General features: G+C 38.0%; 18 protein-coding genes. 1 reads left to right on the top strand and 17 read right to left on the bottom strand.

Features of this window, described 5'->3' with window-relative positions:
- Nucleotides 1-19: 19 nt before the first annotated feature.
- From B3317_RS16860 to B3317_RS16930, 15 genes are all read right to left on the bottom strand, one after another.
- Entirely contained in the window at nucleotides 20-2,299 is a 2,280-nt protein-coding gene (locus B3317_RS16860) for a tetratricopeptide repeat protein (RefSeq protein WP_291113846.1), read from the bottom strand.
- Nucleotides 2,300-2,326: 27 nt separating this feature from the next.
- Nucleotides 2,327-3,079, bottom strand: a complete 753-nt coding sequence (locus B3317_RS16865; protein WP_291113849.1) for a hypothetical protein — start codon at nucleotides 3,077-3,079, stop codon at nucleotides 2,327-2,329.
- A gap of 261 nt (nucleotides 3,080-3,340) precedes the next feature.
- Nucleotides 3,341-3,763 (bottom strand): bactofilin family protein, encoded by a 423-nt coding sequence (locus B3317_RS16870; protein WP_291113851.1) that lies wholly within the window; start codon nucleotides 3,761-3,763, stop codon nucleotides 3,341-3,343.
- 11 nt (nucleotides 3,764-3,774) lie between these two features.
- A complete protein-coding gene (locus tag B3317_RS16875; protein WP_291113854.1) occupies nucleotides 3,775-4,380 on the bottom strand; it encodes a porin family protein in 606 nt (201 codons plus the stop codon).
- 248 nt (nucleotides 4,381-4,628) lie between these two features.
- On the bottom strand, nucleotides 4,629-5,033 hold the full coding sequence (locus B3317_RS16880) for a hypothetical protein (protein WP_291113857.1): 405 nt from the start codon (nucleotides 5,031-5,033) through the stop codon (nucleotides 4,629-4,631).
- Between the two features lie 12 nt (nucleotides 5,034-5,045).
- Nucleotides 5,046-9,329, bottom strand: coding sequence for a T9SS type A sorting domain-containing protein (locus B3317_RS16885; protein ID WP_291113860.1), 4,284 nt, complete (start codon nucleotides 9,327-9,329; stop codon nucleotides 5,046-5,048).
- A 42-nt stretch (nucleotides 9,330-9,371) separates the two neighbouring features.
- The gene (locus B3317_RS16890) at nucleotides 9,372-9,803 is read right to left on the bottom strand and encodes a hypothetical protein (RefSeq protein WP_291113863.1); all 432 of its coding nucleotides are present in this window, start codon (nucleotides 9,801-9,803) and stop codon (nucleotides 9,372-9,374) included.
- A 17-nt stretch (nucleotides 9,804-9,820) separates the two neighbouring features.
- Nucleotides 9,821-10,831 carry a FimB/Mfa2 family fimbrial subunit gene (locus B3317_RS16895; RefSeq protein ID WP_291113866.1) on the bottom strand — a complete coding sequence of 337 codons (1,011 nt, stop codon included), beginning with the start codon at nucleotides 10,829-10,831 and terminating at the stop codon, nucleotides 9,821-9,823.
- A 12-nt stretch (nucleotides 10,832-10,843) separates the two neighbouring features.
- Entirely contained in the window at nucleotides 10,844-12,238 is a 1,395-nt protein-coding gene (locus tag B3317_RS16900) for a fimbrial protein (RefSeq protein ID WP_291113869.1), read from the bottom strand.
- 17 nt (nucleotides 12,239-12,255) lie between these two features.
- Nucleotides 12,256-12,756: a hypothetical protein gene (locus tag B3317_RS16905; RefSeq protein WP_291113871.1), complete on the bottom strand. Its 501-nt coding sequence runs from the start codon at nucleotides 12,754-12,756 to the stop codon at nucleotides 12,256-12,258.
- Nucleotides 12,757-12,817: 61 nt separating this feature from the next.
- The gene (locus B3317_RS16910; RefSeq protein ID WP_291113874.1) at nucleotides 12,818-15,277 is read right to left on the bottom strand and encodes a Calx-beta domain-containing protein; all 2,460 of its coding nucleotides are present in this window, start codon (nucleotides 15,275-15,277) and stop codon (nucleotides 12,818-12,820) included.
- 11 nt (nucleotides 15,278-15,288) lie between these two features.
- A complete protein-coding gene (locus tag B3317_RS16915; RefSeq protein ID WP_291113877.1) occupies nucleotides 15,289-17,187 on the bottom strand; it encodes an OmpA family protein in 1,899 nt (632 codons plus the stop codon).
- Nucleotides 17,188-17,196: 9 nt separating this feature from the next.
- Nucleotides 17,197-17,802, bottom strand: coding sequence for a DUF3575 domain-containing protein (locus tag B3317_RS16920; RefSeq protein WP_291113880.1), 606 nt, complete (start codon nucleotides 17,800-17,802; stop codon nucleotides 17,197-17,199).
- A 26-nt stretch (nucleotides 17,803-17,828) separates the two neighbouring features.
- Nucleotides 17,829-18,824, bottom strand: coding sequence for a hypothetical protein (locus B3317_RS16925; protein WP_291113883.1), 996 nt, complete (start codon nucleotides 18,822-18,824; stop codon nucleotides 17,829-17,831).
- Nucleotides 18,825-18,974: 150 nt separating this feature from the next.
- Nucleotides 18,975-20,189, bottom strand: a complete 1,215-nt coding sequence (locus tag B3317_RS16930; protein WP_291113886.1) for a FimB/Mfa2 family fimbrial subunit — start codon at nucleotides 20,187-20,189, stop codon at nucleotides 18,975-18,977.
- A 478-nt stretch (nucleotides 20,190-20,667) separates the two neighbouring features.
- Here B3317_RS16930 and B3317_RS16935 point away from each other — a divergent pair, with 478 nt between their 5' ends.
- Nucleotides 20,668-21,525: a helix-turn-helix domain-containing protein gene (locus B3317_RS16935; protein ID WP_291113889.1), complete on the top strand. Its 858-nt coding sequence runs from the start codon at nucleotides 20,668-20,670 to the stop codon at nucleotides 21,523-21,525.
- Between the two features lie 344 nt (nucleotides 21,526-21,869).
- On the opposite strand, the gene B3317_RS16940 is transcribed toward B3317_RS16935, so the two are convergent.
- Together B3317_RS16940 and B3317_RS16945 are read right to left on the bottom strand one after the other, a co-directional pair.
- The gene (locus B3317_RS16940) at nucleotides 21,870-23,087 is read right to left on the bottom strand and encodes a site-specific integrase (protein ID WP_291113893.1); all 1,218 of its coding nucleotides are present in this window, start codon (nucleotides 23,085-23,087) and stop codon (nucleotides 21,870-21,872) included.
- Between the two features lie 1,433 nt (nucleotides 23,088-24,520).
- Nucleotides 24,521-25,198: a DUF3823 domain-containing protein gene (locus B3317_RS16945; RefSeq protein WP_291113896.1), complete on the bottom strand. Its 678-nt coding sequence runs from the start codon at nucleotides 25,196-25,198 to the stop codon at nucleotides 24,521-24,523.
- Nucleotides 25,199-25,204 lie beyond the last annotated feature (6 nt).

Below are 25,204 nucleotides of genomic sequence, written 5' to 3' on the forward strand. Positions count from 1 at the left end.
ATCTTATATTTATATTATGTTAATATTTACTTAGCCGTGGCCATAAGTTGACTCTGTCTGCCAGTTCGCTAACTTCCGAATCCAGTCTTATTCTATTGTATAGATCGGGATTTAATTTACAGGCATTTATCAGTCTTTTGGCTGCCTCTTTATCATCTTTTTTACGGGAAAATATAATGGCCGATAAATACTCATTTTGCGGAGATTCCGGCAATCTATCCAAAACATTTAAAGCCTTATCATTATATCCCAGACATACCAGGCATAAGGCCGTATTATAGTCACCATAAGCCGCCAATATTTCAAGAGCATCCATGTATTCGCCGTTTTTCAATAAACGGATCGCATCGGCATAATCTTCACGATAAGTCACCTGAATCGTATCTTTTTCAATATCAGTCCTACACAGCTCTATAAAATAATCAATACGATTTAGTTTAGGGTATATTTCATCCCGGATAATTCTGTAATCTTCAGGATACATTTTTTTGATAATTTCTTCCGATTTATCCGGATAGACGGCATTGGTTAATGTGTCCAGTATCGCTGCTCTATTAGGTAAATCATTTCGCAGTTGAATTTCTTTGACTAAAGAGCTCCAATCTTCCCCTTTAGGTTTAACTACCAGAGGTGCCGCAATCTTATTTTTCAAAAAAGCGGAAATCGCATTTCCCCGGCGCAGGGATTGTTCATAATTAGACTCCCAATCACCTTGCAGATCTACACTGCATTGTATAATTATACTATCCACTGAATATTCAGGCTTGGCTGCATAAGTATTATACGCTTCCACTAATTTATCGAAAACACCCTGATTTATACTCTCATCAAACTGATATGATTTGCGTGTCTTATAATCCGGCTGTACACTTCCTTTATCAAATAGAAATTTATGTAATTTCCTACGGTCTGTAGCGAGATCTCCATCCGCCAATTGTGATAATGAAGCTATAAAATAAGTCAAAGTATCAGAAGTAGGAAATACAAACACAGAGCGATCTATAGCCTCTGCTTTTGATTCCAGAACTATCTTCAAATTCTTCATACCCGGCCTTACCACCCACGGCTGTCGATAATGGTAAATAACATCATTCTCTGCTGTAATCGTCGTATCTATTTTCAATCCTCCCAGACCGGAACGGTAAGGGAATTCAACAGTTTCTTTAAAAATATCATCTTTACGGTTTATATTAAGTTCATTCAACACAATCTCATCTATCAGATAGTGATGCTTTGCTATCCTGGCTGAATCTTCCGGGGTAAAAGCTTGCGCCTTCATGTCATTTAAGGTTAGCTTTTTTGCGTGTATCTCCCGATATTTGCGGGGTACATGGCTTCTCTTTAATATGCTATCTTTTTGTGCATGCAGATTAAGATCAATCGTAACACTATCGAGCCAATGCAAAGAGAATACATCTTTCAGAAAATTTACATAGTCTTTCTTATATTTCTGATCGTATTTCTCATGTATACCATCCGAAATTTTTCCGTTCTCTTTATTCTTTATTACCTGATTCTCCGCTTTGCGCCAATATTTGCTATACATATGTTTCTTGTGCCGCATGGCTAGAGCCTCCATACTCAGGAATTCCATTTCGTTCATCTTTTTCCAATCCTCATAGTTCCTTACCAGCTCATATTGATTCCGATAATCTTCATAGTTGCGCCGCTGCACTTTATGAATTTCTTTGTATAAACTTTTCCAATTTACGAACAAAGAATCGTAGGCTGAAGGATCGACGATAGTAGAAAGAAAGTCTTCATAAGCCTCATAATCTCCTGTTTGCTTATCTTTGAAGCCTTCTCCTGCAAGAATGACCGTATCCAACCGGCAAATGGAATCCCCGTCTATCAGCTTGGGTACAAGTACCAGCCGCCAATTAGGATCTAAAACATCAACGGGTGCAATGATATTGAAGTCAAGATTAACCTTCCCATCGCGCTCAGGTGCAAAATATGATTTAACCTTTATAACTACTTCCGATAATTTATAAACTTTACTGGTATCTAATTTGGTTGCTTTACTGGCGAAGACTTCATTCTCTTCCAGAGATTGGTCTTCGGGATTTGTAAATGATACTTCTTCCGATATTGTCCGGGGTCCGCCCTGCCCTTGTAGTCCTCCGCTATTTACAAAATCTATTTCAGGCTTTGTCGTTTGCATGAAAAGCCGTTCTATTTCTATTTTGCCTCTCATCTTATTCGAAGAACAGGAAACAAACATAACAAACATAGCTACCAACGAGAGCAACAATAATAAAACAGATGACGATATATTTGATTTAGTACTTTTTTTCATATTAATAATTTTGTCCTTGATATATTTTTACTTTGGAGATATACTCAACCTCAGCCTAGGTATTTTAATCCGTATTTGTTCGCTTCTGGAAGTTCCCGGATAGCCCAGTACCACTTCTGTTACTTTAGGAACAGCGTCTTTGTACGTGTAATCGGGATCACATAAATATTGTTCTTCGACCACCCAGTCGTATCTTATATTTCGGGGGTTGGTTGTATGTTCGGTGATATTTTTTCTGTAAAGGGTGTACTTTCCCTGCATTTCACCGGCTTCATTCACTTTTCCCAATGCTTCATATTTCAGGTTTCCGAGTTCGAAATTGAATGTCCCGGCCAGTGTATCATTCTTTACAGTTAACTTTAAATTATTAACGATATAAGATTCTACCGGAATCAATGACACTTTTCTACCTTTTCCTTTTATAAACTCACTTTTTCTCTGCCATTTATATTTTTCACAGTTAATGGTTACAACACCATTCAACCTATTATTTGCAAATATTGCCGTTATGACCTCGCGTCCCGACCAGTTACCCCTGTCATCCTTGGGAAGAGACCACTGCCGCTTGTATTTGCCGTGAAGTATCTTTTTCCCCTCCGGGTCTTTATAGTACTCGTAAGTGATAACACATCCGGTGATTCTATCCTTAAATTCTTCTGTTAGAATTTTTCTGCCAGACTCCGGTTTTTCTTTATCCCGGCTTTTACCTCCATCCGCCTGTAATGAGATGGCCACAAGCAGTCCACTCATTAATACTAAAATAATTCTGTTCTTTATCATCCTGTTCTATCTTTAATTTCTGCTTAACTGAATCTTTATTGAATGGAAAATGCAGCAATTTGTAAACTACACAATACTAAATAGTTAATCCGATTAAAACAAATCTCAGAAACTCCATTTGTCATTACTCTGTTTACCCTTCTGCTAACCTTCCCAAGAGGGGGGGGAAGGTTAGTTACAGGGTTGATTACATTGGCTTCCCAGCTCATATAATCACAACAGACTTTACAAAACTACATTGCGGTATCCATTCTATTTTTATTACTCGTTATCGACCATTGGTAATATACCTGTCTTGACATCTTTGAGAATCTCATCTTCTTCCATTCTGCAATTACCAAAAAAACTAGCTCCTGCTTCGATCTCTATGTTACGGGCTGTTATCTGCCCTTCATAATAGCATGAGGCACGCAAGACAACAACGTCAGAGACTATCACATCACCCAGAATCTTCCCAATGACTTCAACTGATTTTCCTACTATTTTCCCTTTGACACAGCCTTCAATGCCTATAACTACTTTACCACCGCTATAGATATCTCCGTGCACATTGCCATCTATTCTAAAGTCATCTTCTATTTTGATTTCACCCTTCAGTTCTGCAGAACCGGAAAGAATACTAAGTGACCGTGAATCAGGACTCTGACCATTAGAGCCCTTATTTATTCTGTATTTATTAAACATCTCAATATATATTAAAAAAGATAACGTAATGAGGCTGAATACCCTTTGTTACAGACATACACTGTTTGGTCGCCAAGCATTAAATTACGACCGGCAAATCCGTGTTCATACTTGATATCCAAAACAATATACCGGGTCAGATAAACTCCGGCACCTATGACAATTCCATAATCGAGCCGGTGTCCCGCTTTTTCGTATTTCAGACTATTCTCGGAGTCGCTGTCCTTTATGTTACCTGAGATAGCATAAGAAGTATATATCCCCCCTTGTACAAAAGGTTTTATTTGTGCCGGGAACGGGCTCCATTCGGCTATCAGAGGCAACTTCAGATTATCCTCCATAAAATGGTAGGTAATTCCGGTATTGTTTCCCATATCGTTTTCCAGACTGAATTCCTGATTGAAATAAAGTATCGCAGCACGAAAACTCAGGCCAGGCAAACCGATAGTATGTTGGTAAGAAAAGCCACCTTCAAAGCCGGCTTTACGGCTTATATCAACTCCGGTATATCTTACAGTAGATGTATTGAGCCGAATCCCGGCTTGCACCCCGATATTTTGGGAACTGGCTGTATATGTACCTGCAAGAAGCAATATAGAGATAAAGAGTGTCTTCATAGCAACATAAAAGTTATCATACTAAATAAAAACACCACAATAGTACCACACCCTCCAATCAGGACTGCTCTTATATCTATTACCGGATTATTACAATGTTTCTTGAGCACGGGCAACGCTCTTTTTCTATCTCTTCGCACAATATGTATATAATCAGATAAATTTTCAGAAATCATTACCATTTTATTTATTATTGATAAATTATAATTTACGATACCGGATTTGATACCGGTCTCTATATGTTTTTATTAGCATAGCAACATCTCTAAACTCAAATGTTGGAACATATGAGGAATATCATCCTCTGAGACGGGATGAATATTTTTTCTAAACCTCGGAATCAAGCTGTCTTTCCAAAAAGCGAATCCCTTACAGATCGTACGGCTGGCTATCAGCATTTCATTCTCTGAACTGTCAAGAACCGTGAAATGCGGATTGAACAAGCAAGGCTCCCCGTCCTTCACGATGACAATCAGAATACTGCTTCCTTCTTCCCGAACGTCTTTTATCTTGAGAATCATATCTACGTTACAGACCGAGAACAAATTGAAGGCTGAACGCTCAAAGGCAAGCCAGTACCCATCGATCCGGTATAGGCGGATATGCTTGTCGTTAGACTTTTCCTTTTCCAATATTTGCTGAATGTTGCTCATATTTTTCTATTTTTAAGGTGCTATAATTTTGCCAACTTTTATTCCTCCCTCCTTAGTATGCACTTTCACAATATAGATTCCCTGATTTAGAGGGATGAATTTTACATAAAGGCTGGTATTTATTTTCACATCAGAAAATATACGGCGCCCAAGTACATCATATATCCGGATTTGCTCTATATTCCGGTTTGCATTAACTACCAATTGTTTATTATTGTATATGATACTGATGTCAGATCCCGGCTCCGACTCTAACAGATCTGGCGATATTAATTGCAAAGCAAACCTACCGGCATCGATATATTCATTTTTAGAATCTACCGGACGTTGAGTAAAATCATATGTATTATTCAAAACCAGATTTTGCTTAACTCCTAAATATTTATCAACGAGTATCGGGTATAAATCACTGGCAGATAAAAATCTATCCACATTCTCGAATTTAAGCGAAAGTGTATTTTTAGTATCAGAGCATTTTACTCCTATTCCTATTTCACCAACTCCTTTTTCATATGCCTGAATTAGATTATAACTTTTGTTATCAGCAGTAAGAAAGAATGTTTCGGGTATGGCATACCCTTGCGAACTAATCATTTTCTTAACATTGGATATATTCGATTCTGCTTTAGGCCCGGAAGGGACAAGAACAGAACGGTCACCTTCCGCCCCATTACCAGCAGTAGACTTCAGATATAAGTTTCCCGCACTTAAAACTGAAGAAGGGCTGCTGGCTGTAATTGGGCTTGTCAGAGCATAATTACCTTCGAGAGGGAAAAGCAGATTTACTTCCTCATCCATAAGGGTAATTATAAACGATTGGTATGCAGGGATATAGTTGGCCGTTGAAAATGGGTAGTGCTTCCATGTACCATCCAGGCTGTTAAACAACTGATATCCTGCCGTTTCATTTATTTTTTTCCTGGCAGCATCCGAATTGTTTATATCTAAAAAATGACCGGAGTTTATTTGTGCCAGAAACGGATTACCAATCATGGCCTTCAATGATGTACTGCTATTTCTTTTTACCTTTTGTTCATAACCAGGGACTTTAGTAGGAGAGTCTGGAACAGTAATATTGGGTACAGTTCCATTTTCTTCATAAATAAATCTATAAGCTTCGCTACCACGCTTCATTCGCCCGAGAGGGGAATACAACAGTTGTAATGTCTGCGTATTGAAGTAGAAAAACTTACTTTCTTTTGTAAACCTGTCGTAGCTGTGTCCCGGATAATAAGGAAGTTTTGCAGCATTTTCAAAATACGGAATTTCTATTATTCCCTTTAGACCTTCAAGATTACGATGGTCTGCATAGCCGATAGAGTTCTGATATAAAGCAACTTTTACTGCAATAGCATTATTTGTTTCATTTAACGGCACATCATTAGCAGAGAATTTTTTACTGAAATCACCAACTTCAATCTCCCGTCCTTTTGTTCCGGTTTGAGGATCGGACAAAGCAAACCCGGCCTGCCATGTCAGAGGATATCCCGCAAAAGCAAAATCTCCTGTAGCCATTCCTTTCAGTGGGGCCGATAGTGCATACCACTTATCCCGCAGCATCGCTGTACCCGAAATACTGGCATTACCAACGGGCTGATTTCCATAATTTACCCCGGCCATATTCTCATAATAACCCCAGTTATACTGGATATACGCTTTCTCATAAGTCAGTCTGTGCTGATATGCCAGTTCTGCTCCATATTCGAATGTTATGTTGCAGCATATAGGCATGCCATACACATCAACCGGCGTACTATTGGTATCCAGCGATGGATAGACAGTTAAACCTCCCGGAATATATACATTGGAACAAGAAACAGGTACCATATTCAGCGCTGTTCCCGATACATCTACCCAGTTGGACGGATCGTTCCAATTATTGTTGGCAGCACTTTTTTTCCAATATAGTATCTGACCACCTGCTACTATACTGATAGAAAAAATATTACTGTAGTAAGTTCCTCCATACTGATTGTCTGTAGTTGTCCGGCGATAATAAACCGTGGATGCGGTCAATACAGCCGGAGTATAGTTAAGTGCATTATTCGTGCCGGGAGCATCGGTCCAGATTACATTGTCCGTACTTAGCTGCCATCTGTAACTAAAATCACCACTACCGCCCGAGGAAGCTTCGCCTTTTATTTCGGTTGGAATTTGCCCACTACATACATACGGATTACCAGCCAAAGTACCTGCTGTTACAGGATCAGCAATTATATAGGGTCCAAAGCCGCCGTATATAAGCGGAGGATCAGTTACATCCTGACTATGTGCATATACCACACCCGATTCTACATACCAGTGAATATAATAACCGGTCCTTTTATTTATATTTGCTCCGTTAAAAGAGACTGTCGTTTTCTTATCCGTATTAATACCATCAGGGACATTCAGATTTGTCCAGTCATTGACGGAAGTGGTAATTGCATTATAATTCTTTTCTGTTGTTATTAAATATTTGGCTTTTACATCAAGCGGGTCATAGTTAACTCCTGTACCTGTATGATTTATATTCAAGGCTAACTCAACATCTTTATTTGACGCCGACGTCAGGAATATAGACTTATTGGGTGAAGCGGTTACTTTAATATGTTCATTTATACCCGTATCATTACTTACAACTCTTTGCATGCCTATCCTGCGGATATAGCCGGGTAAGGCGACACCTTTCCAGTTCCCGTTAATAAGAAGGACATCAGAATACACACCTATCTGCTTACCTGTTACTATAGGTAAAACTATATAATAAACATCACCTTTATTTAAGGTAGTAGGCGCAGAAACTTCAGTAATTCCGTCGGCTGCAAGGAATTTAATCCCTGTAAAATTACTCGCCGTTCCTGCCTGAAGTTTGAAAGTAAGATTGCTCATAGACTCATCGTCTTTGTATTCCATCTTTATCCTATGAGCATTGTTCCATGCTTGTTGGGCCGTATAGCCAACCTCAAGAGGTGTTGACGCATAATCAGTAAAGGCAATATCTGTTTTTAAAAGTGGTAGTTCTATATCCCTTGTACTACCCTGGTTTCCTGTTACAGTGGTCACTACCGGCATATAAGGACGCCCGTTACTATTACTGGATGCATCGGTAAAGAATGTTGTAAGCTGTTCAAAATGTGCATTGAAAACAAATTTACCGTCCGCACCGGTTCTTCCAACCCTTACCTTTTTCAAATCATAGTCAATCCCCAACTGGGTAAATATATTTGCCAGACCTGTGGTTTGCGTCAGATCGAGATAAATATTCGCATCGGGCTGATAATCTTCAGTATGCACTGTGATTTTTGTTTTGTTCGGATCGTTTATATAAGTTATATTTTTTGCTCCTGCCAGTGCCAGATCAGGAACTACCGTATTTGTTTCCCCTGCTCCATAACCTTCTATGGTTGCAGGTGGCAATGATATTATTGCGCTATTATCCGCATAACATCCAATAACTCCGCTTCCGGTCGGACACCCGCTTCCGATACCTGCCGCATGACGTTTCGAGCTGGCTGTTACATCACCTCCATATATCAGGATTATCCCGTTATAATATGTGTACCATCCACCACCAATACCGGCAGCATGTCCTCCATTAGCTATTACCGTTCCACTGGAAATAATAATATTCCCTCCGGCTGTATTTTTATACGACCCACCATTACTTCCTGCATTACAGGTGATTGAAGAAGAAGTGCCTTGTCCGTTTCCCTGAGTAAAATTGGGCGCGCCAATGGCAGCTCCACCTCCTCCGCTACCGCTTGCTCCATATGTACATTCAGCAGTTAACTTCCCGGAAGAATTAACATCAGGGTTATCAGCACTGATATGTATCTGCGCCCCCTGATTTACCTGAATGGCACAATAGTGATTTTGTGTATATGTAAGGGTATTGGTTCCTTTCAGTATAAAATTGACTTTAGTAACAGGATTGAGATTGGATCGATTATTCTCACCCAGAACAGAGATACACGAGACATCTGTACTGGTTCCTCTGGCTGTCCCTGAAGTTGCTCCTGTCTTTGATGATGTAATAGACATATTGTCCAATGTGACAGTACCATGGTAACCGGATTGAATTGTTATAGTATTAGCTGTAGTTGTCCCGGTAATAATATAATTACTGGAAGAATTACCCGGTATAGTCAGACTTCCTGAACTTATATTATGTGAAACCACAGTCTGCGCCTGCATGGCTGTCGTTATAAATCCTAACCACAGAATTGAAATTACCTGTACCAAACGTTTTCTTATGCCTTTCTGAAGAAAAGAACCGTTAGAAAATATTTTATGTAAAACAGTAAAATGTTGCATATTTCTTTACATTTATTACTTCACTACTAGGATGAAAATATGTTACTTATTTTTTGTATAAATCAGTAAAATCTTAATTTCCTTTGATGTATTATAGGGATTAGAACTATTGAACTCCAGGTATAACTTGCCGTCGAGTACAGCCCATTCAGCGATGAACGATTGTCCGGATGAAAGGTCAAATCCCAGAAAGTTTCCATCCACTTCGTATTTCACTTCCTGATTTTTCGTCTCATCTTCTTTAAGACATATTATATTTTCTTTGATCTCTATTCCGGAGTAAAATTCACCGTAACTACTGGAGCTATCAATATATAGCGTACGTCCTGCATCATCAACACAAACATTCTCCAGTACCCATTTCCCTTGCAGCGAATTCTTATTATTTTCTTTTGTCTGCGCAACAGAGAAGAGCGATATACTAAAGAAAATAATTAGTAAATGTGCCTTTGAACGTATATTTTTAGGTTCCATAAACTTGCTGTTTTAGTTTAATCAAATATTATCTCCTGATCGATGGGATCAGCCCAATCCTTAACAGTTATATTTATACTCAGATTTGTTTCCGGTTCTCCCCTGAAAGTGACTATGAGTTGTATGATCCGGTTAATCTTAGGTACAAAAGATATCTCGATGGGAGTCTTCCCGAAATAGCTCTGTCCTTTCAGTGGCATGCTGGTACGCAATCGCAATTTGTGAGTTGTGGTATCTACATGCTGTGTTTCGAAAGCATCCGAACCCCTGTGCGCCGGAACTATAAAATTTACGGTATCGGCTTTTAATTGGGCATTAAAGTTGAAATACTCCCTGACCGGTATATTTCCCGAGTGGTCCGGATTGTCTTTACCCGGATAATATCCGCCTGTCCAATCCAGCGTTGTAGGCACATCCAGCAGATCGACAAATGCATAATCATTTCTTCCTGAATGTATCTGGTCAAAGCCGGTATAATCCTTTAATATAACCTGTATTTTTGCCACATTCCGGTTCATCGTAGCTTGCTTTTCCGTCTTCATATTTTCGGTTATAACCGTATTTGGTAACGACGCGTATCTGAGTTCTGCCGGAGTTTGTGCTAAAAACTCATTTGCTGAAGTCGTAAAACCCGTTTTCCACATAGGATAAGTATTTGCTCCCCCATAAGGTGGAAGGGTTACTTTACCGGCTATATCCGTATTACAAGTCAAAAGCACAAGATTAGATATACCCACAGGCATATAAGTAGAAAGCTTATTGTCATTTCTGACTACATTCAATTTCTTTTCTACAAACTTATCAGTGTTAGTAAATACATATATTAAAGCGTTATTCAGGAATACAGGGTCGGTACCTGACTTTAAAGTCATCGTAATATTTGTCTCAAGAGGTTCTTCTCCCACGATTTTATCTCCGTCGCATCCGGACAAAAGCGCTATTAAGGCAAATGTGACTAACAATCCGAATGCTTTCGCAAATAAATCCATACAATTGAAGGATAAGCTTATAATGATATTCTTATTCATAATCATTTCTTTTTACTTGTAAACATCTCCTGTCCAAGGGAAGAGATTTCGCCCCACTGTTTCTGTTATTTCAACTTCCGAATCCGTTGCCTGCGCATTCTTTAAGGCTGTAGGATTTCCGTACATGCTTCCCAATCCTTTTATAATAGCTGTGATCTGGTATTGATAATTACGCTTAACATAGTCATGATCTGCCAGTTTTCCGGCTTTAGGCTGATTTACTATTACCGGATAGTAGCACTTGAGAGTATTGAGACTGTTATCTTTAGAACTTTTAAAATTGTATCTGACACCTATTACCAGATAAGTGGGATAGCTACCGCTTTCATTCTCAAATGCGTAGAACCATAGAGGCGTCGCATTTGTACTAATATCATAATTAGTCGCTGTTATGGCTTCCATAAGATAATCTGCCGGCTCACTATCCTGATTCAGATTGTAAATCCGGGTTGAATTATTCAAAAAAGAATAACCTGTTTGACATCCATGGCCAAACTTTTCTGTAAATCCAATCTGAGAATCAGCTGCAAATTTTGACGTTGTCTTTGTATTTAGCATGAATACAGAGTCTATCTGAAAGGTGTAATCATTTGAAGGATAGCCCACTCCTTCAAAAGGCAGACTGGCAGGCAGATCAAATTCAATTTTTCGTATGGCAATTCTTGCAACTAAGCGCTCTATGTAAAAAGGGTTAGAGCTATCCAGCAACCAACCCTGACCTGGGTCGACACCGTCGGGACGGCCATTATTTGTTGTGTATCCCAAATACTGATGATCATATAAATTGTTAAGGGATACATTTTTTTTATAATTGCACATAGTAAGATTCATTTTCAGATTGGAAGGATTTATGCCTCCAATCGGTAAATCTTCGTCCGCATTCGGGGTTGTAGTCCCCGGATAAGGATAGCGTCCCTGTGTTGATAAATCCTCGTATTTCTTCAGGAAATCCTGGCTATTGGTTACTGAACTGAAATATTTATCGGGAGCATTCGCAATTACATAAATATCCCGTTTCCCTGCTGTAACGGTTATATCTTTTATTTCATTGATCTCTATATATTCTTTATCGTAAACTTGTCCGGTTACATTTTTTGTCTGACGGGCAACATATCCATATCCATCCAGTTTTCCTTCTTCCGACTCACCTTCCGATCTGAATACAAGCACTTCGAGACTGTATATCTTACTTTCAGCGCTTAGATCCGGATTACCGGAGGATTTCTCTTTCCCTTGCTGAGGGGCATTAAGTAAAATAGAAAGAGAGGTTTCCTGTTTAAGACCTTCAGGAGCTGGGGATTCATCTCCGGAACATGAATACATAAGTGCCCCTGCCAATATGCACATTAGCAGATTAGTATGTTTCTTTATATTCATTTTTTCCATTATCAATTTTCTTCTTTGCATTTGAGTCAGCTTCTTAATTATTGAAAAACATAGTGGATATTGCACCAGGCTATTTTTCTCTTTTCGTTTTTCAGTAAGGATAAAGTAGACAGACCTGCATAATTAAATGCACTCCAACATGTCTCGTTGTAGTTCAATGAGCGTTTCTTTTCTACACCGCGGATATCCACTATACCTGTCAGTCCCAATCTTATTGTCAACTTATCCCTGTTTCCATAGGCGAACGGTATCCATTTATCTTTTCCGGAAACCAGAATTTCCACAACTCCGTTTCTCATCCTATATCTGTAGAAATAGCCGTAAGGCATGATTTTTAGCCGGGAATCATCTATAAAAATTACTCTCATTTCTTTATATAGATTTTCTTTTTCTTCTATCTCATCTTTCCACAAGTCGGATGGTCTTACCTCCGTAATGTCACAGGAGATGGCTCCTTTACGAGAACCTGTGTACATTACAAACTCTTTTATCTGTGAATGTCTGAATGATAAAATCAAAGGAATATTTATGTGTTTCATGTCTTACTTTTCATTAAATTTTAACTACTAACGACCCCGGCTTTCCATCATACTTTACTTATTATTCGACAACTGAAAATCCGGCTATAGATTCTTTGGGGGAAATCTGTATTTCAGGAGCATTGTCCGGTTTTTTTACAGAATCTATGCCTACTGCCAATTTTTTAATTCCCTTGTTATCCGGATTATGCAGAATGATGCCGCTCAGATTGATAGCGCTACGGTTACCATCGCCCCAGATACGTAAATCGTGACGATTTGTGAATACAAAGTCTTTACCTTCCTCTGCTGTTGTCTGAGTATCTACTGAACAAGAAATAGCTATATCACCTCCCGTGGCATTTGTAAGCAAAGCGCCATCCGAAGCCCTTAACAGAGCAAATTTGAAAAAGCCGGATACAATACTATTCATTCTGCCATGGTCGCCCAGCGAGTTAATTGCAATATGCGCCGGTTGATCTATAATTGTGCCGGTACAGCTTAAGTTTGAACTTTCGAAATTGATATTCGCATCATTGATTGCATATATCTTTCTGAAGTCTACAACCACAGACTTAGGTAATTCATAACGGGTATCTTCTAATGTTTTTACATTAAACTTACCGGAGCTAGCACCTCTTCCTATAACTATGCGTGGACTGACCCCCATATCAAAGTCTAAATTGTCGGCAGTGCCTTTTCCATAAATACCTTCCACTATAATATCCGAGCCTGTAGCATTGATTAATGCTTCGCCATTTGTTTTGAAGATTCCCAGTTCGTATATAATATCCTGTGTACCTTCAAGTCCATCACGTGTACCCATCAGCTTAACCAATACTTCCTGATCTTCTATATCTCCTACACCGACAGGTTTCACCATATAGCTTTGCTCCACATTTGCCAGACGCAGTTCAAACATTTTACGTCCTTCCATCAAATTATTGGCCTTCACTGGAACTTCTACATCCTGCTTTATCATATATCGCGCTGTACCATCGTTGGAAGGGACAAAAGACAGGCTACCCTTGACAGGAATATAGTTGTCGCTTTTGTTAGCTGTGCCGTCTGTAGTTAGATATTCTACTCTTACAGGTATAGGGGCACCCTGGTCTGTTGTCGGATAACCGGTAAGTGTGATGGTAAAGATAGCAGTTGTGAAGCCACTTACCGGTTTGTTTATCTTTACATCCGACACATATAGTCCATGCCCTAATTTTATCAGGCGGTTTTTCATATCTTTAAACAGGATATCCCCGTTTGGTGTGAACAGTATTTCTTCAAACATCTTTTTGTCATCTTCTATAGCATAACGATCGAACAGGAGTTCACCCGATGCAGACAGCATACATACCCGTCCGCTCGACCTGCTGGTTAAGAATATGCCGTTTGTTGTCATATGCACCTGATCGAAATTGCCATCGGTAGCTTTTTGGTATATTTGGCGTCCGTCTTTAGACAATCCGATCATTGTGCCACGACCACGTTCTGTATCATAGCCAACAATAACAGATTCTCCCGAAACAGGATTCATTTCCATACCCGAAACAATTCCCTTCATTATATATTTTTGCAAATCCGTGCCATCGTTGCGCAACAGGGAATAGTAGCTTTTATCCGCTGAATTTCCACCAACAAGGACATTCCCGTTCTTTGCAAGAGATAAATATTGTAATGATACTTCGCTCGAAGCCGGTACAATCTCTTTGCTGAATATAATATCTCCTTCCGGACGTATTTTCATTATTCGTCCACCGGCTATTTGGCTGTTTCCGATAAGGAATATATGGTCATCCTCGGCTGTAATCATTTTAAAAAGATGAAATTCCGGTTCCGGTAATTTTGTAACGAATACAGGTTTTCCATTGCTGTCAAGTCTGACTACAGCAGACACAGTACCTTCTTCGGCCGTAAAAGCCGCGTGTATATATTCCCTGGAACTACCGAGCACATCGAAACCCATACATGGACCACCTTCGTCGGAAACATATTTATAAACCACCTTGCCGGTAGAATCCACCTTGGCAAGCATACCTGCCCGGATGCTTCCCGAACGTGGCTCATATCCTCCTAGTACAAAACTGCCGTCACGAAGCTGCTGTCCGCAGAACAGTTCACTACCGGTTTCTCCGACATTAATATCTTTAAGTATTTCTCCTGTTTTATCAGTTATAATAAATCTGCCGTAAACGCCTTTGTCTTTTTTCTTCGAAAGCCAATCCCGGGATTGCCCCAGTATCAATAGTTTACTATTACCTATGTGGTAAGCGTTGTTTACAGACTCAAACCCTTTCGTCAAAGTACGGGAAGCAACAGCCGATCCATCCCTGCTGATCCATGTAACCGTAGTAACACCATCATTACTTCCTATCAGGGCTACCTCCCCGTTTGTGACAGGGCAGGTATACTGGTATGTGATGTCTTCACCATATGTCCTGTCGTAAACGACAGGCATGTATTGGGCCTGAATATTCATTAGTGGATATGTCGATGACAAAACCAAAACGACCAAAATGGTATACAATTTCCTTCTTAACTGCATTGTAATAATATTTATTTTGTTATTGCTTTTATATCTACTCGCCGTACATCCCGGTTGAGTCTTATTTTATTCTCTAATGGAAGATATTGGTAAAGGGATTTACCTGATAATTCCTGGCTGAATTGCGATAATAAAGAGGCAAAATCAATATCGGCCGCAATCTGTCCTTTACCTTGCATTAACAGCTTAGCCCTTATACCATTATCTTTCATCCAGTTTCCGACTTCGATAGCTCTTTTTTCAGAAAGAACCTGATTATATTGTTCTCCTCCGATTTCATCAGCATAGCCTTCCATGACGAGCGTATCTATTTTGCTGAAATCAGATTCTTTTTGCCATGCTTCAAGGGCTTTCAAGGCTTCTGTTCCCAACATATAAGAGTTAAAATCGAAGTACAGGCTTAACACATGTTCTACAAACCGGCTACTGGGCAAAGCCTCCTTTAAAGGAATACCTGTATAATTTTTATTCTCGTCCCTTATTAAATTTATAGATCCGTTGCTTACAGCTTTAGCTTCTGATATACCAAAAAGCATGTTGTTATTTCGTTTGTCCGATATATTTCGTTCGAAATAGAATATGTCATCTTTATTTGCCGTTTTCCTGTCCGAAACAATGTATCCACGATCCTCGTCGATATGAAGCAGGCTAAAATCATTGTGAACTGTGTTTATTGGATAATCAAAATGCACTAAGCTTCCATCTACGGTATGTCCGTTCTCATAAGTTATACCGTACACATCATAACCGCCAAAACCAATATGACCATTGGAGGAAAAGATCAGCATATCATCAAACAAACTCGGTGAGATTTCATCTCCTTCGGTATTGACCTGAGAACCAAGATTTACAGATTCTCCCCATGTTCCTTTCCGGTCGTCCCAGTGAGTGACATAAATATCGTACCCGCCAAAACCTCCGGGCATATCCGATGCAAAAAGCAACGAACGGTCGTTATTGAATAAATAGGGATGAGAATAAGAACTACCTTCTATTTGAGGGAAAATTTCTTTGAAAGAAGACCAGCCTTTTCGTTTTTGGTCATAGTTTGAATAATATAATCTGGTCTGAAAAGTATTTAGTCCCTGAGATGTCATTCCTATTCCTTCGCTTTTTCCGTAATAAACCTGAGTTACTACCATTCTGGTCATATTACGCGAAAACGACACAGGGCCATTTTGCAAACTGGAAGGAATCATATCCAACATCCGATTCTTTACATCTCCCTCACTCCTAACGGAATATCCGGAATTTTCGGCCAGTGAAAAATAATTGCTGCGATGATAGAATTTCTTATTCGGATCATGAAAACGACTCTTACTGCTGGCATAAAAATATTCGCCGGTTTTCACGCCTACCCAAAACTCAGAATTAGAAGTATTTACTTTATCCAATGATCGAACTGTAAATTCGGGCATCCCTATTGGTAAAAAGCCATCTTCGTAATTAAGAGCATGTAAGATATTCTGGTAACGCTGATCTGAATGATAAGTGTCGCGAAAAGCGTATCGGCGCGCCAGACTAATGGCTTTCATCCGCTGTCCAGAAAAGCGCAGGGCATCCAGATAATTACAAATGTCCGCAGTACTGAACACGTTGCCGGAGATAGCCATGGCTGACTCATAATGAGGTACAGCCTTCGTATAATCCAATAAGGTAAGGTATAAACGTGCTACCTTCAGATGCAAAGCTGCCCCATATCCTGAACTTAAGGCATGATTAAAGGCTGTTTCGTAAATAACCATCGCCTCGTCAAAATCCTGACGAATGAATTTCCGGTCGGCGCGAGCCTCAATCCCTTTAGCTCTCCTATCTCCTTCTGTTTCATTCTTAATATCATCACCTATTGCGGATAATGAAATAAAAAACAAAAGTATAAGGAAAACGGATCGTATTATATTGTTAATCATAAGAGTCTTTTATCTGAATATATTATACACGAATGATACTCCGATTTTAGTGGGTCCTACATAATTTTTTGTCTTTTTGATTTCCTCTGCAAAATTCGCATATTCACCACCAAGTTGATATTTATCATATTCCAGAAGAGCATATCCTACTCCAATATTAACATCTATGCGAAACCGGCTCGACAGATAGAATTTATATCCGGCTGTGACTCCGGCCGACATTCCCCATCCTTTGCGACGGTAACTGGTTTTCTCTTCGTCCTTGTTTTTTAGTCCGATATTGAAATTTCCAGCCATTGCATAAGGTCCTACATAAAAACCATCCCAAAGGTCGTTTGTATAATAATACTTAGGATTGAGGTAATATCTGAAATCGAGACTGCCGACAAGTACACGGAACACTTCTTCATTTTTTTTGAATAAATAGGGCATCCACATGATGTCTGTGTTTATTGTAAGTTGCCGTCCTACGGTCCACTCAATACCAAAATTGGGGTTTCCGGTCAAAATAAAAGGAATATTTGTTTTCAGTGCCTGAGATTTTACTACCGGAGTATAACAAAAGAACATCAGTAGTATAGCAGCTGTAAAAATGCATTTGAAATAATGTTTCATTGATTCATAAATTAATAAATATCTGTTTATACGCCTATTCCACCGCCACCGGGGCCGGAGTTTTCTTCCGTCTCTATCTGAGGATTCCATTTCTCGGGATCTTCCAACCTCATTATCTGTATATTATTACCATCAACTTCTATTATGTGAGTCTCATTCATATGCAAGACGATCGGGATTCCCATCTTGTCCGTAAAAGGAATGGTCAGAACGGATAAGGTATTATCAGATTGTCCGATAAAATTCAACTTTAAAACGATGGGTTCGCGCTCACGTCCTTCTCCGGATAAGTCGGGCGAAGGAAAATAATAATTCTGAACCCCGAACTCAAAATCTTTATATTCAACATCGAATGTCTTACCGCTCAATCGCATTATATCTGACGTACTATTTCGCGAAGATCGAGTACTGGTACTGTCTTTTAGTGCCAACAGGTATTGGGTGACACCTACACCTGAAGCCTCAATATCTATTTTCTTTATATTGGTATATGTTAAAGAAGCATCTAATTTGAAAAGATTCTTAAAAGCTATGCAAATACGCCCCACATATTTCCGTTCGAAGAAAGCCGTATCGGAAACTACCGGGCCAGGAAAATTAATTGTCGGAGTTCTGTACTCCAGATAAATTGCAGAAGGTTCTTTATAAGTTCCATCCGTAGATTGTTGCAGATCGAATCTGGCTTGGCTATATATGTTTAAGTCCTGAAAAAGTGTTCCCTGTGCATTTGTGAAGCAGTAGACGTTATAGCTACCGGGATAAAGCCTGAAATTAAAGTTTCCCAACCTGCTTCGTGCATTCTCGGAAAATGGGTTATCGGAATATCTTTCCTTTTTAAGTTCATCGTTATAGATAAAGATGCTAAGATCCTCGATACTATATGTCTCTGTTCTTATATTCTTATCAGCTTTGGGTACATAAATTTCATAATTGGTTTCATCCTCGAAATAGTCATATGTACATGATGATAAATACAATAGAGCAGGCAGATAAAAAAACTGTAAGTAATATCTTTTATTCATTTTTTTTAGATAATAAGATAACATCCAGCTACTATCCGCTCCGCCGGAACAATACTTTAGTCAAAGTATTGTCCCAGTAAAAGAGCAAGATAATAATGTTCAATTAGTTATTCAGATCTTGATTGTTTATGAAAAACCCGGCACAAATATTTAGACTTCTACTTGTTCGCTTTCTATTTTTGAGTTCCAGTTTTCAGGAGCGCCAACTTCTATAATCAGTGTGCCCTCGTTTTGAGGTTCAGGTATTTCGGGGTACCCCTTAGATTTGATGGTCATATTTACTTCCCGTATCACATTCGGCGAGAAAACACCTTTGATTGTACCTGCCCAATATACCGGCTGAGGTTTTGATGCTATTGTCTCATCAGCATACTGGTATCCGGTTGGAGCCCATCCTGTAAGGATAATAAAATACATTCTTGCAGGCTCCGCGTTAACATTAGTAGCTTTTCCTTCTGCCTTGGTGGCATTTGGCAAAACGTGAATATCTTTCCATAGTGTAAACTTACTATCTACAATAACTTTTGGATCATAGCCTGTTGTTGGATCGGCATCATTATAAGTACTTGTTCCACTGGAACCTATCATTATTCTGTCAGCATCGGAAGCAGTCTCATAAATACCGCCGGCAAATGATCCCAATTTGAGACCGATACCAACAGGCATGTTTCCTATAGCGATAAAATTGCTGGTATTAGCAAAATCTACAGTACTCAACTTTGGCGCATCCTCCTTGTCAGTTTTATCTATGCGTACACGCATCAATGATATTTCTCTTTTCAGCATTAATGGGGTAGAAGAAAGATCTGTAGTTTTTCCTTCTTCTACTTTTATATTTGAAGAATATGCTGTGAATATTTCTGAAGCAGGCGAGTATGCGGCTGTTTGAGAGAAAGTATGTCCGGCCGGCAAAGTAGATTCTTTCAGATCAATGAACAATTCTGAATTAAGTTTTTTGCTCAAAACATTGTATGCATCAAATTTTGCCCAAGTTGTGCCGCCATCTAGTGAAGTAGCTACATTGTCCACATCGCTTTTGATGTTTGCCACGATTGCCAGATCGTAAGTACCCTGAGGTACATTTGTCCATTTAAAAATCTTAGTTGAAGATGTTGATGGGTCTATAACATCTGAGAAAGCAACAGCGCCACTCACCGAGTTATATAAAAATAATTGTATTTTGTTCACGTTGCTCCAACTTGTAACAGGTATAGCTGTTGAAGACGCATCTTTGGTGGTAATACCATCAAATCTGACTTCAGTCACTAGGTCTCCTGTATTTGAAGCCACCGGAACATTTTCATCGCTACCGCAAGAAGACAATAGCAGAATGGCAGAAGCCAGGCTAAATAATACTTTTTTCATTTTTCTAATTTTTAATTTAAAATAAATTTTAGATAATATAGTTGATTAAAAAATGGATAATCTCTCTCAGTCCAACCTTTACCAATGTCAAACAATATTTGTTAATATATAATTCAATCAAATAGTCTTAACATTAGATAATTCATTTCGCTTCATGTTATATTATTGATAATATTATTATTATCAAGGTTGTAATAACATTATCCCTCTGTTAATTGTCTGTCACTTTAGAAGTGACAGGCAGATGATAGACACTAATATATAAATAGCTGACATATAGTATATAAAATACTAGCCCAACCTTCAAATAGTTTTACAAACTGTCGAACAAATTATTTATCCGAAAGGGTATATAGTATGTAAACATATAGCTATTAATCTGTATAATAGCTATTTATACTTAATGCTATATATAAATAAAGGCTAAAATTATTTTTTCTTACAAACATTTGTTAAACATATTGAAAACTTGGGTATTATGGGACTTTTATATTTAGAGGAGCATTTAAGATGTATAAATTATGACCATGATAAAAACCCCGCAATAGAATTCGTTTCTATTGAAGAGGGGGAATCATGGGAAAATCTGTCTTTAGGCAATAAATTAATATTCTTGTTAGATGGAAGGCTTGTTTTCTCGTTCGGAGAATATTCCGATTGCCAAATTAGATGTAAGCAGATCGTATATCTTCCTACAGGCTATAAGTTTACTTGTAAGGCATTGGAAAAAAGTATTTTTTTTGTAATATGTATACAAGGGCATACATGTTTCTGTGATAATTATCACTTCAAAGATCTTGAGAAAGAAGTCATATATAAGATTAAATATCCGGTCTCTACCGGAAATAGCTTATTCACATTAGAAATGAATGAATACTTAGAGAAATACCTTAATAATCTACTAGATTATGTACATGTTGGAGTCAGGTGCAGATCTTTTTATCAACTGAAAATAAAAGAGTTATTCTATATTTTCCGATGGTTTTATCCGAAAAATGTCTTATGGGAGTTTTTTCAATATGACTTGAAGAGCGGAAACGAGTTTGCAGCATCTATCATGGATACCTGGTATAAATACAAGTCAGTGGGAGAATTCGCTAATGCCATGAATTATACAACATCCGGCTTCGAAAAACGATTTAAACGTATATTTGGATTATCTCCATATAAATGGATGAAGGACCAGAAAGCTAAAAGGATCTTTCATCAAATAAGAAATACGAATCAACCTTTTAAGCAAATAAGTTCTGATTTCGGATTTTCTTCCTTACCTAGTTTTAATGACTTTTGTAAAGCTAATTTCGGAAAACCACCTGGGAATATAAGAGAAAAATAGCAGGTTTGGCGGAAAATCAGAATAAGTGGGTAGCTATTAATAAGGTTTAATATTAAAATTTAAGTAAATTTGTGTATCCATTTTTTTGCATCTGCCTGTCACTTCTAAAGTGACGGAGTTGACGGTAAATAATCTACTGGTGGTAAAGATATATATTTAACATTTATAAATTGACATATTTATGAACATTTTAACAGTTTTTTAATTGATTGTACATATATGCTATTTATTAAAAAATGACGTTTTCTTATAATTATAAAAATCTCTGCCTACCTTACATAAGGTAAGAAGAACAGGAGATAATATCTTATGAGTTTTGCAAGTTTATAATTATTGATAAGTACTTAATCTGCGGTAAACAACTGTTTTCGCGAATTTATATCTATAGAAGCTGAAACAATATCATTTGCATTGTCTAAAACTGAGCGATCTAAAGAAGCTAAATAAGTATAAGTCGTTTTTTCATTATTATGTCCTAAACTTTCACTTATTACCCATATGGGCAGATTTTCCTTTTTAGCCATTGTCGCCCAGCTATGACGCGATACATGCGTTGATAAGGACTTATCAATACTGGCTTTGGCTGCTAAGATCTTGAGATACCTATTCTGTTGACGCAACCCACTCTCATAGTACAATCGTTTGGATTTATTATCATCGTGAATAATAGGGAACAAATAAGGAGAGTTCTTCACATCGTTGGCAAAGCTATCGATTAATAATTGTAATCTAGGTGTGATCTTAATTTCGATTAATTGGCCTGTTTTTTTTCGATAATAACGGATGAGTTCTCCTTGAATATTGTCTTTGCGTAAATAAGCCATATCTACAAAACTCATACCGCGGGTATGGAAACAAAAGAAAAATAAACGCCAGGCTTTGTACAAACTCGCATCATTTACTGAATTGGCAGCCTTTTCACTGTCGGGAAATTGAGAGAATTTCAAATTATGCAGCCGCAGAATTTCATCCTGATCCAGCGCTCGTTTTCGTGTTTTATCTACTCCTGTATAAACTTCCAGAAATGGGTTTTCATTCTTATTCTCTATAAATCCCTTGCGGACAGCTTTATTATAGATAGCTCGTAGATTTCGCATGTAAAAAGAAATAGTATTCAGACTTCGTCCTTTTTCTTTCATAGAGCGCTCATAGTTTCTAATAAGAAAATTGTCAATATGAATCAGAGGGATATCTTTTCCTTTATTGAATTCTATAAGTCCATAGGCTGCTGTCCGGTAAGCCCGGGCTGTACGCTCTTGTCCGAAGCGGATTAATTCACAAGATAATTGCCGGACTAATTGCTGAAGACTCATATCAGACGGATCGTGTCTAAAATGGACGGCAATATCCTCCACGTCATAACATCCATCTTTCTCCAATAAACACACAGTCTGTTCAAATACACTTTTACTTTGCTTCAAATACTTTTCAGCCTGAAGCATATATGACTCTCTGTCAGGATATTTATGTACTATCCGTTGCTGAATGGCATCCCATTCTTCAGGATATAATTTGAACGGAATACTCAACTGTTTAATTTTTCGAAGATGGATAAATCTCATATTCAAACTTCCAACATAATCCGCTCCTCGGGATGAGGGACGGTAGATAAAAGACATAGTCGCCATTATTAAGCTCTTTATATAAATACTAAAAAATTAATTTCTCAAATATTTTTAATAGATTCATGTGGTATTAACAGTCACGATCTGAAGATATGTTCCTTGATAAATGACAAATACATTTATGGAAATTCTTTCCCTCATATAACATCAGGCTCCTCCGATTCGACTTAAGCAGGCTGATAATAAATCTCCATATTCGGATATGCATCAAAAATGCCTGATATTGCCAATATAGAGAATGACCAGGTATCTATCTTCGTATGTCCGAAAGTCTCTTTTAAATGCTTTTTGACGGATAAGAATCACTCTTCTGCATAGGCCATCTTTTTATACGATTTATACATCTAAAGCCTGTAACCTTTCTTAGAAATCTGTTTGTAAGCAATTATAAATTACGGCTCTATAGGAAAACTATATAGCGATACCAAATAAACTGAGATCATCGTAAATAGGATAATGCCTCCTGTCAAAGTCTCACATTCTTTTAAACTTTTAAAAATTTCTTATATTTTTTTGTCTGTCGTCTTTTAGCTTCATCTATCTTAAAATAGAAACCTTTGTTTCGCTGGGAAGCAGACCCAATGAGTGAAGCAAATCATAAATATTGGCTTGATATAAAATTCCCTGAAATAATCTCTGTCCGTACTAATGTATTAAACCCGCAATGCTCCGACCCCTGCTTTAGAAATTTTTTAGAAACTCTTTCTGTTTTCAACTTAACTGTGCCGGATTTACCTTTGCTGAATTGAAAAACAGTATAAAACTTTATCTTCAATTTGTATTTATCATCATAATTTTCTCTAAGCAATAGCCCTTTTTCTTTATGGTCTATAATTTTATATGATTTAGACATAAAGATAATAAGAATATATGTATGTTCTATTTATCCGAAAGCTTTTATCTGTCTTTTCCTGAAATAGGTGGTCCTTCGTTATATTTGAAAACGAAAAAATCGTTATTTAGGTAGTTTTCTCTGTGAAACTGGAGAAAATGTTAATATTCAAAAAAATTGATTTTAAATATTTTATATGTTATTAATTAGAGATGTACCCATTCCTTCTTCGGCACATCAAGGACAAATCCGAATTATGGGCTGAAATATGGTGTAAACATGTAGATTTAGTTTATATACCCTATTGTATGTTTACAGCCTGCGATATTGGCGGCAGACATTATTTTGAATTGCCATTAGATAAATACCGGCAGATTTACCGGAGAGCTTACCCTAAAGTAAGAGGGGAAAAGATTTTGAATATGTAGCTGATATAGTGATAAGAATTTAGAAATCAAACTTATGGCAAGTAAAAAAACTCTAAAGAAAAAAAGCCGGAAAGGAGCTTCAATACCTTTCCGGCCGGCTATAATATGAATTATTTCAGATGAAATACAGGAGAATATATTCCCTGATCGGCACCCGCAGTCCAAACACAAATGCGACCGAAAAGAGTTGTAGCATTATTAGCTTCATCGTTTATATCGAATGAATAGGACAGAGAGCCTGTTTTAGCATCAGTACCAGTGTAATCGATGCGGTCTATCCTGATATCATCGTCTACAAACTGAGTTCTGTTCACCAATAGTAGAATACGCTCTATCTGTCGATTCGTCACAATTTGGTCGATAGTGAAAGTCGCAGTCACCTTTTTACCTGATAATTTCATATCGGCATCAGTTATTGTGAAATAAGGGGTCACCTCCATATTTTGTACAGTATTTCCCTTGACAGTAATATATGTGGTATCGCGTGAATTAACCCAAGGGCCATTGTTGTCACGGGTTACCATCTTATATTCTCCGTCAAACAACTTGGCGGAGAAAGAACCGTCCTGAGTTACGAATACTTCAATCGGTGTATAATTCTGGTATCCACTCTGATATAGCTGCAAGCGCACCCTTTCGTTAGTACCTCTTACCTGTATTGGTTCGCCTTTGTAAACGACTTTGCCGGTCAATAGAGATTCAGGAGCATCATAGTTATCTGTTCCGCAAGAAGTAAGCAATAAGAGGAACAGTATTGCCTGTAAAATTATTGAAAATGATATCTTCATTTTAAT

The organism is Dysgonomonas sp. UBA7710, from assembly GCF_002482385.1.
Taxonomy (GTDB): domain Bacteria; phylum Bacteroidota; class Bacteroidia; order Bacteroidales; family Dysgonomonadaceae; genus Dysgonomonas.

Coding starts and splice junctions, on each gene's coding strand:
- B3317_RS16930 (WP_291113886.1), bottom strand. CDS start 20,189: ATGAAAAAAGTATTATTTAGCCTGGCTTCTGCCATTCTGCTATTGTCT.
- B3317_RS16860 (WP_291113846.1), bottom strand. CDS start 2,299: ATGAAAAAAAGTACTAAATCAAATATATCGTCATCTGTTTTATTATTG.
- B3317_RS16920 (WP_291113880.1), bottom strand. CDS start 17,802: ATGAAACATTATTTCAAATGCATTTTTACAGCTGCTATACTACTGATG.
- B3317_RS16885 (WP_291113860.1), bottom strand. CDS start 9,329: ATGCAACATTTTACTGTTTTACATAAAATATTTTCTAACGGTTCTTTT.
- B3317_RS16940 (WP_291113893.1), bottom strand. CDS start 23,087: ATGAGATTTATCCATCTTCGAAAAATTAAACAGTTGAGTATTCCGTTC.
- B3317_RS16880 (WP_291113857.1), bottom strand. CDS start 5,033: ATGAGCAACATTCAGCAAATATTGGAAAAGGAAAAGTCTAACGACAAG.
- B3317_RS16910 (WP_291113874.1), bottom strand. CDS start 15,277: ATGCAGTTAAGAAGGAAATTGTATACCATTTTGGTCGTTTTGGTTTTG.
- B3317_RS16905 (WP_291113871.1), bottom strand. CDS start 12,756: ATGAAACACATAAATATTCCTTTGATTTTATCATTCAGACATTCACAG.
- B3317_RS16875 (WP_291113854.1), bottom strand. CDS start 4,380: ATGAAGACACTCTTTATCTCTATATTGCTTCTTGCAGGTACATATACA.
- B3317_RS16945 (WP_291113896.1), bottom strand. CDS start 25,198: ATGAAGATATCATTTTCAATAATTTTACAGGCAATACTGTTCCTCTTA.
- B3317_RS16895 (WP_291113866.1), bottom strand. CDS start 10,831: ATGAATAAGAATATCATTATAAGCTTATCCTTCAATTGTATGGATTTA.
- B3317_RS16870 (WP_291113851.1), bottom strand. CDS start 3,763: ATGTTTAATAAATACAGAATAAATAAGGGCTCTAATGGTCAGAGTCCT.
- B3317_RS16915 (WP_291113877.1), bottom strand. CDS start 17,187: ATGATTAACAATATAATACGATCCGTTTTCCTTATACTTTTGTTTTTT.
- B3317_RS16900 (WP_291113869.1), bottom strand. CDS start 12,238: ATGCAAAGAAGAAAATTGATAATGGAAAAAATGAATATAAAGAAACAT.
- B3317_RS16925 (WP_291113883.1), bottom strand. CDS start 18,824: ATGAATAAAAGATATTACTTACAGTTTTTTTATCTGCCTGCTCTATTG.
- B3317_RS16865 (WP_291113849.1), bottom strand. CDS start 3,079: ATGATAAAGAACAGAATTATTTTAGTATTAATGAGTGGACTGCTTGTG.
- B3317_RS16890 (WP_291113863.1), bottom strand. CDS start 9,803: ATGGAACCTAAAAATATACGTTCAAAGGCACATTTACTAATTATTTTC.
- B3317_RS16935 (WP_291113889.1), top strand. CDS start 20,668: ATGGGACTTTTATATTTAGAGGAGCATTTAAGATGTATAAATTATGAC.